Origin of the sequence: Chlorobaculum sp. MV4-Y, from assembly GCF_025244685.1 — a bacterium.
GTDB lineage: Bacteria > Bacteroidota > Chlorobiia > Chlorobiales > Chlorobiaceae > Chlorobaculum.
In genome coordinates, this window is record NZ_CP104202.1 from 2,098,067 (window position 1) to 2,111,113 (window position 13,047).

Consider the following 13,047-nt stretch of genomic DNA (forward strand, 5'->3'; position numbering starts at 1 on the left):
GCTTATGGTTAGATGATGTAAAAGACTGACGGCAGCGTGCCGAGTTCCGGCTTGCGCTGCATGGTTTCGTTTGCGGCGAGCAGCTCGCGAATCTCCGAATCGGGCTTGTTCAGGTCGCCGAAGATGAGCGCCTTTTCGGGACACGAATCGACGCAGGCCGGAAGCTCGTTCTTGACGAGCCGCTCCGAGCAGAAGTTGCACTTCTCGACAACGCCGCGCATTCGCGTCGGATAGGTGTTGCTCAGCTCCTTGATATTCGGACGCGGATCCAGCCAGTTGAAGCTGCGCGATCCGTACGGACAGGCGGCCATGCAGAAGCGGCAGCCGATGCAGCGATGGTAGTCGATCGACACAATGCCGTCCCAGCGCTTGAAGGTCGCTTCGGTCGGGCACGCCTTGGTGCAGGGCGGCTCGGAGCAGTGGTTGCAGAGCGTCAGTACCTTGCGCTCCAGCACGTCGGGATTCTGAAACTGCTTGCTGGCGGATGGGAAAGCATTTTCATAGCCGCTCTTCCATATCCACTTGACCTCGTTCTTCGTATGGCCGAAATCCGGCACGTTGTGGTCATGGTGGCACCGGACGATGCACTCGGTGCAGTTGCCGAGACACTTGCGTGTATCGACCAGCATTCCCCAGCGAACCTTGCCCGGCACGGGCTTGTCGGTAAAATTCGACATATCGGTCTGTTCGAGCGCGAACGCCGGGAACAGACCCGCGGCGGCGCCAAGGCCGGCAAGAGCGCCAAGCCCTGCCTTCTTCAGAAATTCTCTGCGATTTTGACTCATTGCGGCACCTCCATCGGCGACAAGTGACAGTTCCAGCATGTCGGCTTGACATTGGCATACTCGTGACACATAAAACAGAACATTGGATTTGAACCGTGGCATCCGAGACAAGTGTTGAGACTTTTGTCGAAGTGCTCTCCCTCTGGATTGACGAAGGTGCGGTTCCCTTCGCGCACCGAGTCATGACGCCACTTGTTGAGAATCTGCATGTGGTGCGCCCGCATGTAGTCGGTCGGCAGGATGCACTTCGAGCTGTCCACCGGCGCGCCTTTGGCGGGCAGCGCTACGGCAGGCGAGGCGGCATCGGCGGCGATTGCCGGATGCGAGCCGTGATGACTGGCCTGGATGAAGAACCATGCCGCCACGAAGACGGTCAAACCTGCGGCGAGGGCGACCAGAAACTGACTGAACTTATTCATCGTCGTCATCCTCCTCGAATCCGGCCATAGGGTTCTCTCTCAGGTCTTCGGTTCTTTTCTTTTCTCCATCCATGATGAGGGCGTTGCCAACCAGCTCGTGCAGGCCGTAGACCGTTACGCCCGGATTCCAGTAGCGCATCAGCGCCGGAAGGCTCGCGCGGTCGATGGCGCAGATGGTAACCAGCGAATCGACCTTGTGCTTCTCGCGCACGTGCGCTACGGCGCTCGCTCTCGGAAAGCCGCCTCTCATGCGGGTGTCCATGAACTCCTCGGCGTTCAGGCCGCTGCCCGATCCGCAGCAGAAGGTCTGCTCCCTGATGGTGTTCTCGGGCATTTCGTGGAAAACGTTGCACACCTTGTTGAGCACATAGCGGGGCTCCTCGAACATGCCCATGCCGCGAGCCACATTGCACGAATCGTGGAAGGTGGCGCGAAGATGGTCGTTGCGTTTCGGATCGAGCTTGAGCTTGCCGTGCTTGATGAGGTCAGCCGTAAACTCGACGATATGCACCATCTTGGTGGCCTTCGCGTTGGTGAACTTCGTGCCGGTGATTGGCGAAACCGGCTCCTTGAGGAAATCGGCCGGACCGTTCATGGTGTTCATGTACTGATGCACCACGCGCCACATGTGGCCGCACTCGCCGCCGAGAATCCATTTCACCCCGAGGCGCTTGGCCTCGTGGTACATCTTGGCGTTGATCTTCTTCATCATCTCGTTCGAGGTGAACATACCGAAGTTTCCCCCCTCCGAAGCGTAGGTGCTGATGGTGTAGTCGAGGCCGATGTGATGGAACAGCAGCAGATAGCCCATCATCGTGTAGACGCCGGGATCGCCGAACACGTCGCCCGACGGCGTGATGAAGAGAATCTCCGCCCCCTTGCGGTTGAAGGTGGGATTGACCCGCACCCCGGTGAGGTCTTCGATGTCGTCCACCATCGACATGATGTTCTGCTTGAAGGTGTGCGGCTCGATGCCGAGATGGTTGCCCGTGCGGTTGCAGTTGGCCACCGGCGCGAGAATCCAGTTGTTGTTCACGCCGATCAGGTTGAGCAGCTCGCGCACCATCATGGTGATCTCGGCGGTATCGATACCCATCGGGCAGAAAACCGAACAGCGGCGGCACTCGGTACACTGATGGAAATACATGTGCCACTCTTTGATCACATCCTGTGTGAGCGTTCTCGATCCCGAAAAGTTCTTCAGAATCTTCGCGAAGGTGGTGAAGTCGTTGCGATAGACCGAACGGACAAGCTCGGCGCGCAGCACCGGCATGTTCTTCGGATCGCCAGTGCCGAGGAAAAAGTGGCACTTGTCGGCGCAGGCACCGCAGCGTACGCAGCTATCCATAAACACCTTGAACGAGCGGAACCGCTTCAGGCGATCCTTCATGCCGTCGCGGATGGTCTTCTCCCATCCTGCGGGAAGCTGCCAGTCCTTGTCGGTGGCAGCCCATTTCCTGGGATTGGCGAAGTGCAGCTCATCGAGCACTTCCGGCTTGGCAGGAAAACACCAGTTGCCGTCACGGAACTCCACCGGCAGGTCCCACCAATCCTTGCCAGCCAGATCCCCCTTGAGGAGGCGCGGCTTCTTTTGTTCGAACTCTTTTTTGAGTTCGTCCGGTTTGAGGGCGTATTTATTGGACATAATTGATTATTGCTTTTCGACCGGAAGACCTGCCTTCTTCATTTTTTCGCGGAACTCGTCCTCGTATTCGGCATAGGTCCTGAACTTGATGTCGGGATTCCAGGGGTTGACATGACGCCTGGCGCGGCTGTTGTTCGGCAGGTTGCGCGTCGGGCTGAGGAAAATGCCGCCCATGTGCACCAGCTTGCTGAACGGAATGTAGGCGAGCAGCACGCAGACCAGGAACAGGTGAACGTAGAACAGCGCGCCGATCGGCTCGGGCGCGTCGAAACCGAAGTGAGCCAGCGTAATGGCCAACGCTTTGACCGGCATAACGTTGACTTTGGTCACGTAGCGCATGCTGATGCCGACAATGGCGATAGCGCCGAACAGGAACAGCGGGAAATAGTCTGTTGAAAGAGACAGAATCCGCATCTTTTCGTCCGACAGGCGGCGCAGCACCAGGAATGTGATAGCAGCAAGCGCTATGGCGTCTGTGATGTAGAATGCCGGCACGGTCACATCGAGAAAGCGATCCGCAGTTTCAAGCAGCTCGATCGGCAAGGGCAGGGTATCAAGGAAAAAGCGCGCGTGGCGGATGACGATGATGAGCATCGACCAGTGGAACGCGAGGCCGCCAAGCCAGAGCCATTTGTACGAACCATAGACGAGCTTCGGGCCGCCATACAGCTCGGCCTTGGTGTTGCGGAACAGCGACCGGAACAGGAAGACTTCGGAGAGCACCCGCATCGCAGCCATGAAGGGATTCGACGGGCTTTCCAGTGGGTTGGTCTTGACCCAGTCGAGCGACTGCTCCTGACCGCAGGTGGTCGGAATATTGAAGGGAACCGGCCTCCGTATCCAGTCCACCAGCCGGAAAAGCATACCGAGCACGAGAATGGCCGCAGCAGCATAAGGGATAACGATGGCGAAAACGTAGTCGAGCTTGCCGAAGGTGATGCCGATATAGGGAATCAGCGCCAGCACGATCACCGCAATCAGCGGTTTCAGCACTTTCTTCATGCTTCAGCCCTCCTGAGCGCCATGTGCATTTTCCGGCGGCCCTCGTCATATTTGATCTGGCAGATAGTCTCCCGGTGCTTCATGTAGCTGTCAAAAGCTTGCAGGGTAAGCTCTTCGAGACGATCGCGGCACGGATGATCGCATTCGACCGGAAGCTCTTCGATCATCCCCTTAAGCATAAACAAAATCGACAGGGATTTTGATGGTGGAATATCCTGGACGGCAAGAATCCGGGTAATACGCATGATCGGCTCGGCAGCCTGCATGGCGCGATCCGTCACGGCATCGAGCAGAGCATCCAGCTCCTCGGCAATCGCCGCAGCGACCAGTGAACCGTGGCTCATTCCGCCAGGCAGCATTGCCACGACCGATGAGGTCCAGCGCTCGAGCAGGGCTTTCCGGTTCTCTTTAACTATCTGTTCCCACGCTCTCGTCATAAGATTGCAGAATAAGAGGTTGTTACATTCAAAAACAGTCCGCCAGCCGGCAAAAGACCGGCGTACTTGAAGCGCTTCCCGAAAACGAGGTCAGGCACATTTGGCCATGAAGGCATCGTAAACCGGACGCCAGGTCTTGGCCTCAGCCTCGAACGGTATTTCGAGATACTGGCAAAGGTATAACGCGTCATAAGCTCCGCAGATATCGCCTTTTTTCAGCGCTTCGAGCGCCTTCTTGCCAGCGGCGGCGGTATCCTCGCCCGTCAGACGGGCCTGACGCCAGTAGTTGATTGCCTCATCACGATACACGGCGTTCCGGGGCAAAGCCTCGGCAGCTTTCAGGTTGCTGACCTCGACCTGGCGATTGCCAAAGGCAACCGGCCAACCGGTGTCCTGCCAGTGCGAAGAGGTTTCGATGGCCTTCTCGACCATCTGGATCATATCGTCCATCATAGTGTTTCGGTCTTTTCAGGTTACGAATCCAGCCATCTCACAGTCCGTCGCCCATGCCCATCTGGATGTAACCGCAGGGGCAGACCAGAGAGCAGAGGTGGCAGCCGACGCATTTCGAGTAATCGGTGTAGACTTTTTCGCCTGCCGGGTTGTCGCGGAAGCGGGTGATGGCCTCCTGCGGGCAGAACGAGACGCACTGCTTGCAGTCGAAGCAGAACCCGCAGCTCATGCAGCGCTTCGATTCCGTGAGCGCCTGTTCGTGCGTCAAGGCTTCGAGCAGTTCGTCGTGGTTGCCTACCACCACCTCCGGCTCGATGCTCGTGCGTTTGGCCTGCGGGGTGTGCAGAAAGTAGAGCAGGTCCTGCTTGTGCGGTTTGGTGATCTCGCGGTACGGCGTCTCGGGCATCGGTTCGCCTTTCAGGAAGGCGTCGATGGCGTAGGCGGCTTTGCGGCCGTGGCCGACTGCCGTGGTGATGAGATCGACCTTCAGGGCGTCGCCGCCGCCGAAGAGTTTGTCGCGTCCGGGGATGCGGAAGTTGCGGTCAACCTTGAGCCACGGGCCGCTCGCCGCGCTGCCGAGACCCGACAGGTCGGTCGCCTGGCCGATGGCTGCAACCACCATGTCCGCTTCGATCTCGAAGGTTTCGCCATTGGGCTTGTAGCGCAGGAACGGGATCGGTGAGTTCCAGCCTTCCTCGCCTTTTTCTTTTTTGACCATCTTCGTGCAGCGCAGGCCGGTGACGCCCGACGCTCCGCCGAGCACCGCTGTCGTGCCGGTGAGGAAGTGCATCGTCGTGCCCTCTCTGTTCGCGTCGTCGAATTCGTTCTCGAAGCAGGCCATCTCTTCGCGCGGTACGCCGGAGATGATGGTGGCTTGCGAGCCGAGACGCAGCGCAAGTCTGGCGACGTCCATGGCGACGTTACCGTCGCCGATGACCACTACCTTCTTGCCAACCGGGATGTCGTCGCCCAGCACTTCGTAGCTTTTCAGAAAGTCGATGGCGTTGGTGGCACCGGGCGTGCCGTCGAAGCCGGGCACGGGCAGACCTCTTCCCTTCTGCGCACCGACGGCGATGAAGACCGCGTCGTAGTCAGCTTCGAGCTGTTCGAGGGTGATGTCTTTGCCGATGGTGACCCCCATCTTCGTCTCGACGCCGAGCTCGATGATACGGCCGATTTCGGCTTCGAGCACCTTGCGATCCACGCGGTAGCCCATGATGCCGTAGAGCACCATGCCGCCGAGCTTTTCGTTGGCGTCGTAGATGGTGACGGCGTGGCCTTTGCGGCGAAGCTGGTAGGCTGCCGACAGGCCTGCCGGGCCGCCGCCGATGATGGCAACGCGTTTGCCGGTGTCAGCGCCGGGGCCTTTGAGTTTCAGATTATGTTCGATGCCATAGTTGCCGAGCACCTGCTCGATGGCGTTGATGGCTACGCTTTCGTCGTGCACGCCGCGATTGCATTTGCTCTGGCACGGGTGCGGGCAGATGCGGCCCATCACCGCCGGGAACGGGTTGGTGTCGGTCGCCGTTTCCCAGGCCGATTTCAGCGGGTCGTCCGACGGATCGGTGCCGTTCAGATACCGGTTGATGGCCCGGATGTCTTCGCCTGCCGGGCACTCGGCGGTGCACGGCGGCGTCTGCTTGACGTAGATCGGGCATTTATGGCTGTGATCCCCGAAGGCGACGATCTTGTCGGTCCCTGTCAGTTCGCTGAAGGCAGGAAAGACATACTCTGTCGCAAAATCGAGAATCGGGTTTGATTCTGCATTCATGAGGTTGCTCCTTTGCTTTTCAGCTTAAAAACGGATGTGCGCCGACTGGTTGAAGGTGGTTCGGGCGTGACGGTAGCTGTCGATCATGTTGTCGTCGAACTTGAGGCCGGTCTCTTCGAAGAACCGTTTCCAGCCGATCCGGTTGATCCATTCGCCGATGCGCTCCCACGGACGGCCTCCGGCTTTGTAGGCCGTCAGGATGCGGCCAACCACGTCGGTCACTTCCGGCCAGCGTGGCGGGTTGTTCGGCAGGTTGTGCGCGACGAGGCTCATCGTCGAGGGCTTGCTTCGGGCGTTGCTGTTTTTGCCGCCGACCCAGACGGCGAACTTGGAGTGCTCGGGGTGGTTGATCTCCATGGCCGGGCAGGCGCCGAAGCACGCGCCGCAGCAGATGCACTTGGCTTCGTCAACCATGAGCGTCTTTTTGCCGTCGACGACCGTCGGGCGGATGGCTGCAACCGGGCAGCGGGCGACCGCTTTGGGAAGCTCGCAGGTCTTGACGAGGTGGTCGTGGTTGATGCGCGGCGGGCGGGTGTGCTTGACGACGACCGCGATGTCGGCCTGGCCGCCGCAGTTGATCGAGCAGCACGAAGTCGAAAGACGCACCTTGTTGGGCATCTGCATGTCCTTGAATTCGTTGTAAACCGTGTCCATCATCGACTTCACCACGCCCGAGGCGTCGGTGGCCGGAATGTCGCAGTGCAGCCAGCCCTGGGTGTGCGAGACCGCCGAGACGCACATGCCGGTGCCGCCGACCGGAAAGCCGAGCGATTCGAGTTCCTGGATCATCGGTTCGATGTTGCCCTCGTTCGGCGTCAGGAATTCGACGTTGTTGCGCACCGTGAAGCGAAGGAAGCCGTCGCTGTATTTGTCGGCGATGTCGCAGAGCTGGCGCACCTTGTCGACGGTGTCCTGGCGAGGCGTGCCCGCGCGGACGGTCCAGATGATGTCACCGCTCTCGGCTACGTGCTTCAAGACGCCCGGCTTCGGAATTTCATGGTATTTCCACTTGCCGTAGTTTTTCCTGACCACCGGATGCAGCGCCTCTTCGTAGGTGTGCGGACCCGACTCTATGGTCTTCCAGGTTCTTTCCTGACTGCTCATGCTCGTTCCTGTAGGTTGATGCGCACCGGCTCCTTTCGCGGGAGCCGGTACGGCTGAGTTTGTGCTGTTGTTTCGTAGCGTCTCTGGTGCTGTCCAGAAAGGCGGCTCTCAGTACTTGGCTTTGAAATACGGGTTGTCCCTCGGGCGCGAGATCTGGTTGATGTCGTACTCGATGCCGACGCCGTCGAGGAACTGTTTCAGACCCACGCGCTCAATGGTTTCGCCGATGCGCTCGTGGTCGAGGCCGGCGTCGTCCCACCAGTCGATGATCTCTTCGATCAGTTCGATGAAGGCTTCACGGTCTTCGTCCGTCTCCATCTTCATGAACGGCACGATGAGCGAGCCCATGTTGACACCGACTTTCAGCGTGTTCTTGCCGCCCATCAAAAGCGCGATGCCCTTTTCCTTGCCGGGCGAGAGCGCTTTGGACATGGCGTTGATGCAGTGCATGCAGCGCACGCAGTCGCGCGTCGAGATGTCGATGTCGCCGTCCTGCAGCCGGATCGCTTTGGTCGGGCAGTGGTTGATGACGTTGTTGACCAGAGCATCGACGCCCTTTTCGGCGATCCACGCTTTCACCTCGTCGTGGTCGATCTGGATCGCGTCACGCCACGTGCCAATGACGGCCAGGTCGGAGCGCATGATGGCGTTGGTGCAGTCGTTCGGGCAGGCGGAGAATTTGAATTTCAGCTTGTAGTTCCATTCGGGGCGGTGCACCTGCGGAGAGAAGTGTTTGAGCGCGTCGAGGTGCAGCTTGAGGTTGTCGTAGCAGGCGTTGTCGCAGCGGCCTGGCCCGATGCACGACACGCCGGTGCGCATGCCGGCGCCTGCGCCGCCGAGATCCCACCCCTTCTGGTTCAGCTCGTCGAAGCACGCCTGCACCTTGTCCTGCTCGATGCCCTGCAGCATGATGTCGCCCGTCTGACCGTGCAGGGTGATGATGCCGCTGCCGTATTTCTCCCAGATGTCGCACAGTTCGCGCAACATCGCCGTGTTGTAGTGCAGGCCCGGAGCCGGCTGGATGCGCATCGTGTGGAATTCGGCCGCTTCGGGGAACTTGTCTTTAATCATCGAGTAGCGCGTGATGATGCCGGCGCCGTAGCCGTCCACCGTGACGAGACCGCCTTTCCAGTAGCCCATCTTCGTTTTGTAGGAATATTCGAGCTGGTCCAGCACGCCACGAAGCATCGGCTTCTCTGTCCGCTCCGCAAGCTCCTTGAAGCCCGAGATGAAGCTCGGCCACGGTCCGCTTTCAAGCTGGTCGAGCATCGGCGTTTCGTTCAGGAACTTGCCGTTGACCGATGATCCGCACCCGCCGCAATGGCACGACTCGTTCACAGCGCTGTCGTTAGCACTCATGTTGCCTCCTTTGGTTCTCAGATACTTTGGTGACCGGCGCACGCTCCGGTGCGCCCGTCAATTTCGTTGTGGGTTTGCATCAAGCGCCGCGACTCAGACGCAGCCGGTCGGCTTGGGAAGGCCGGCAATCTTGCAGGCCTGCAACGCCGGGCCTTTCGGGAACATCGCGTACAGGAACTCTGAGGCCTCTTTCTTATCCATCCCCTTCTCGGTGGCTACCGCCTTGGTCAGCACCTTCACGGCTGGCGCAATCTGGTACTCCTTGTAGTAGTTCCTCAGAAACTTCACCAGATCCCAGTGCCCCTCTTCCATCGTGATATCCTCACCTTCAGCGATCTTTACCGCTACCTCTTCCGTCCAGTCATCCAGATTCACCAAATAACCGTTCTCGTCCGTCTCGACGCTCATGCCATTGACTTCAATTGCCATAATGATTCTCCTTTAAAGTGAGATATAATGTTGAAAATGAGTGTAGACGACGGTCATGTATCGCGCCCCGCCAGCCCACAAGCAATATCGATATGCAGTTATGTAGTTAACATAATCATTTCAATTTTTCAACAGATCAGGACGTTTTCTTTGTTCGGCCTGTTCGGCCATAAACAGTCTGACAGAAAGCTGCGAATCCGATGACAGCACTCAATCAGAAAGCCCGGAATTCACAAGGAGTGATATTTGAAAAAACGGAAGGAATTTTCAGGTGGTCGACTACGGTGCCCTTTAAACCACTGAACGATGTAGTTAGCAAAATATCATGAATGAATCAAGCTTTCCGAAAAAATTAGGCCTCCGGCAAAAGGGTAATTTCAGTCTCTCTCCAGCCATCCCTGCTCCTTGAATTTCAACGCAAGCCCGACAAAACGCTCCGCCCATCCGGGGTTTGCCACCGCATGGAAATGGGCGTACGAAGCGAACAGGTTCCGGTAAAGCAAACCATCCTCGCACCCGGTCAGCCCGAAGCCTTTCGCCACATCGAACTGGCAGGCGAGATCAACATTACCAGCCGCTGGTTTTGAATAGTGAAACTCATGCGCCCTGACCCGCTCGCCCACCGAAAACCATCCAGAACCGGCGCGGCTTTCGAGTTCCAGATAGCCGCACCCGGCGGGCTTTCGCTGATAGACGATATCAATCGGAAGCACGCCCGCGAGAGGCCATTGCCTACCCTCCCACGTCGCACTGCGGCACAAGTAGATCAGTCCGCCGCACTCGGCCCACGCGGGCATTCCCGCCTCGATCCGCTCGCGCACGTCGCGCAGGAGAACGGCATTGGCACTCAATTCACGGAAAAAAGATTCCGGAAAACCGCCACCGAGATACAGGCCATCGATCTCTGGAAGTGAATCCGTTTTAAACGTATCGATGAACACCAACTCCGTCCCGGCCTCACGCAGGGCATCGAGGTTGTCGGGGTAGTAAAAGCAGAACGCGGCGTTTCGAAAAACCCCGATTTTTGCTGTCGGGCTTTTCTTCGGAACTGAAACTTCGGCTGTATCCAGTACCGGCAACGGCGAGGCACGGTCAAAAAGCTTGCGGATAGCATCAACATCGCAGTGGCGCTCGACCTGCTGCGCGGCGATGCGGATGAACGCTTCGGCATCAGAAGCCTCGCCGACGGTCACGAGACCGAGATGGCGTTCGGGCAGCATCAGCGACGAGTCAGCGGGAATCGCGCCAAGCACCGGCACATTGCAGAAGGTTTCGATAGCCGTGCGCTGCTTGGACTCCTGCCGCGCGCTGGCGACATGGTTCAGGATCACCCCGGAGATGTTGACCTTCGGCGGCATCGCCTTAAGACCGAGCACCTGCGCGGCCACGCCACGATTCATCCGGCGGCTGTCGATCACGAGCAATACTGGCGCGTCGAGCAGCGCGGCCAGCCCGGCGGTGCTGTCCGAACCGGCCATTTCCATGCCGTCATGCAGCCCGTGGTTGCCCTCGATCAGGGCGATGCTTCCCGGCCTCTGGGCGCAGGCCCGGACGAAAGTGCTGCGGCAGGCCGCTTCGCCCATCATCCAAGTGTCGAGATTGTAGCACTCGCCGCCGCTCGCGACGCGGTGCCACATCGGATCGATATAGTCCGGCCCTTTCTTGAAGCTCACCAAGGGCAGTCCCTTTTCAGCCAGAAGCCGAAGCAAGCCCAAGCTCACCGTGGTCTTACCGGCACTCTTCCACGAAGCCGAAATCACGAGCCTCGGAATCGAAATCAAAGCCAAATCAGCAACTCCTTACCTGGTCGGCAGGTTTAATAGAATCATTTTTTCTTGACTCTGCTCCACAGAACAAAGTCATGCCCTACAATGCAGAAGCTATTTATAAGCTATTAAGCAGCAAATTTAAATAACAATGTCCTGAAACGACTATACGCAAACAAAAAGCAAAAACACCAATCAAGTCAGATGCACGTTTATACGCAAATCTGCACAAATGCCCACAGAGCAATCATCAACGAAATCTTGCCGTTAAGACAGCATCCCGTTTTCTCACAAACACCTCACGTCCTCACTCGGCACGTTAAATCCCCTTCATTTGTTATATTTGCGGTTTGTACGCCGGCCCTTGGGTGGGTGACTCCGAATTTTTCAAACTCTCAGATCAAACGATGAGCAATTCCGATCAGTCGCGGGTGCAGATGCAGAGTCTGTCGCCCGATAAAGTGATGAGCAAGCTGGTTTCGCTGGCCAAGCGGCGCGGCTTCATTTTTCCGTCGTCGGAGATTTACGGCGGCCTGTCGTCGTGCTTCGATTACGGCCCGCTCGGTAGCGAGATGAAAAAGAATATCAAGGATTTGTGGTGGAACGCGATGACGCGCCGCCATCAGAATATCGTGGGGATCGACGCGTCGATCATGATGAATCCGACCGTTTGGGAGGCTTCGGGCCATGTGGCGAGCTTCAACGATCCGCTGATCGACGACAAGACCACCAAGCGCCGCTACCGCGCCGATCACCTGATCGAGAACCATATCGAGAAGCTTCACCGCGAGGGCAAAGAGGCCGAGGCGGCTGCCATCAAGGTGGCATACGAGGCCGCGGAGGGCACCGAAGATCCGAACCGAACACTGTACAATATCATTATCGAATCGGGCATCAAGGCTCCCGATACCGGCTCGGCGGACTGGACGGAGGTGCGCCAGTTCAACCTGATGTTCCAGTGCAACATGGGCGCGATCGCCGGTTCTGGCGGCGTGGTCTATCTGCGCCCTGAGACGGCGCAGGGCATTTTCGTGAACTTCCACAACGTCCGCGAGGCGGCGCGCATGAAGGTGCCGTTCGGCATCGCGCAGATCGGTAAGGCGTTCCGCAATGAAATCGTCAAGGGCAACTTCATCTTCCGCATGGTGGAGTTCGAGCAGATGGAGATGCAGTATTTCGTCAAGCCCGGCACGCAGCTCAAAGCGTTCGAGGCGTGGCGCGAGGAGCGCTTCCGCTGGTACTCCGAAACGCTCGGCATGACGAAGGAAAAGCTGCACTGGTACAAGCACGACAAGCTGGCCCACTACGCCGACCTGGCCTACGACATCAAGTTCGAGTTTCCGTTCGGCACTGAGGAGATCGAGGGCATCCACTCGCGCACCGATTTCGACCTGACCCAGCATCAGCAGTACTCCGGCAAGAGCATGGAGTATATCGACCAGACCACCAACGAGCGCTACATCCCTTACGTCGTCGAGACCTCGTCGGGCTGCGACCGCACCTTCCTGGCGCTCCTGTCGGACGCCTATCAGGAGGACGTGGTCGATGGCGAGCCGCGTGTGATGCTCAAGCTCGCGCCGAAGGTTGCGCCGGTGAAGGCCGCCGTGCTGCCGCTGATGAAGAAAGGCGAGATGGGTGAAAAAGCCGCCCAGCTCTGCCGCGATCTGTCGGAGCACTTCATGGTGCAGTACGACGACGCCGCGTCGATCGGCAAGCGCTACCGCCGTCAGGACGAGATCGGTACGCCGTTCTGCTTCACGGTCGATCACGACACGCTGGAGAACGGAACCATCACCGTGCGCTACCGCGACACGGCCGCGCAGGAGCGGCTTGACATGTCGAAAGCCGCTGAGTTCCTGGCGACCAAACTGATTTAA

At 58.4% G+C, this 13,047-nt stretch carries 12 protein-coding genes; 1 reads left to right on the forward strand and 11 read right to left on the reverse strand.

Going from position 1 to position 13,047, the window contains the following annotated elements; translation table 11 throughout:
* Positions 1–8: 8 nt before the first annotated feature.
* The 11 genes from dsrO to NY406_RS10495 form a co-directional block, all read right to left on the reverse strand.
* Entirely contained in the window at positions 9–785 is a 777-nt protein-coding gene (dsrO, locus tag NY406_RS10445; protein ID WP_260534214.1) for a sulfate reduction electron transfer complex DsrMKJOP subunit DsrO, read from the reverse strand.
* Positions 782–1,204, reverse strand: coding sequence for a sulfate reduction electron transfer complex DsrMKJOP subunit DsrJ (gene dsrJ, locus NY406_RS10450; RefSeq protein WP_260534216.1), 423 nt, complete (start codon positions 1,202–1,204; stop codon positions 782–784). Before dsrJ ends, dsrO begins: the two co-directional genes overlap by 4 nt.
* Entirely contained in the window at positions 1,197–2,849 is a 1,653-nt protein-coding gene (dsrK, locus tag NY406_RS10455) for a sulfate reduction electron transfer complex DsrMKJOP subunit DsrK (protein ID WP_260534218.1), read from the reverse strand. The genes dsrJ and dsrK overlap by 8 nt, the downstream gene beginning before the upstream one ends.
* A gap of 6 nt (positions 2,850–2,855) precedes the next feature.
* A complete protein-coding gene (dsrM, locus tag NY406_RS10460) occupies positions 2,856–3,851 on the reverse strand; it encodes a sulfate reduction electron transfer complex DsrMKJOP subunit DsrM (RefSeq protein ID WP_260534220.1) in 996 nt (331 codons plus the stop codon).
* On the reverse strand, positions 3,848–4,288 hold the full coding sequence (locus NY406_RS10465) for an RsbRD N-terminal domain-containing protein (RefSeq protein ID WP_260534222.1): 441 nt from the start codon (positions 4,286–4,288) through the stop codon (positions 3,848–3,850). The genes dsrM and NY406_RS10465 overlap by 4 nt, the downstream gene beginning before the upstream one ends.
* Positions 4,289–4,378: 90 nt before the next feature.
* On the reverse strand, positions 4,379–4,741 hold the full coding sequence (locus NY406_RS10470; RefSeq protein WP_260534224.1) for a hypothetical protein: 363 nt from the start codon (positions 4,739–4,741) through the stop codon (positions 4,379–4,381).
* 37 nt (positions 4,742–4,778) lie between these two features.
* Positions 4,779–6,512 carry an NAD(P)-binding protein gene (locus NY406_RS10475; protein ID WP_260533124.1) on the reverse strand — a complete coding sequence of 578 codons (1,734 nt, stop codon included), beginning with the start codon at positions 6,510–6,512 and terminating at the stop codon, positions 4,779–4,781.
* Between the two features lie 24 nt (positions 6,513–6,536).
* On the reverse strand, positions 6,537–7,616 hold the full coding sequence (dsrB, locus tag NY406_RS10480; protein WP_260533126.1) for a dissimilatory-type sulfite reductase subunit beta: 1,080 nt from the start codon (positions 7,614–7,616) through the stop codon (positions 6,537–6,539).
* Between the two features lie 108 nt (positions 7,617–7,724).
* Positions 7,725–8,975 carry a dissimilatory-type sulfite reductase subunit alpha gene (gene dsrA, locus NY406_RS10485; RefSeq protein WP_260533128.1) on the reverse strand — a complete coding sequence of 417 codons (1,251 nt, stop codon included), beginning with the start codon at positions 8,973–8,975 and terminating at the stop codon, positions 7,725–7,727.
* Positions 8,976–9,068: 93 nt separating this feature from the next.
* Entirely contained in the window at positions 9,069–9,404 is a 336-nt protein-coding gene (locus NY406_RS10490; RefSeq protein ID WP_260533130.1) for a TusE/DsrC/DsvC family sulfur relay protein, read from the reverse strand.
* A 377-nt stretch (positions 9,405–9,781) separates the two neighbouring features.
* A complete protein-coding gene (locus tag NY406_RS10495) occupies positions 9,782–11,191 on the reverse strand; it encodes a cobyrinate a,c-diamide synthase (RefSeq protein ID WP_260534226.1) in 1,410 nt (469 codons plus the stop codon).
* 386 nt (positions 11,192–11,577) lie between these two features.
* Here NY406_RS10495 and NY406_RS10500 point away from each other — a divergent pair, with 386 nt between their 5' ends.
* On the forward strand, positions 11,578–13,047 hold the full coding sequence (locus tag NY406_RS10500; protein ID WP_260534228.1) for a glycine--tRNA ligase: 1,470 nt from the start codon (positions 11,578–11,580) through the stop codon (positions 13,045–13,047).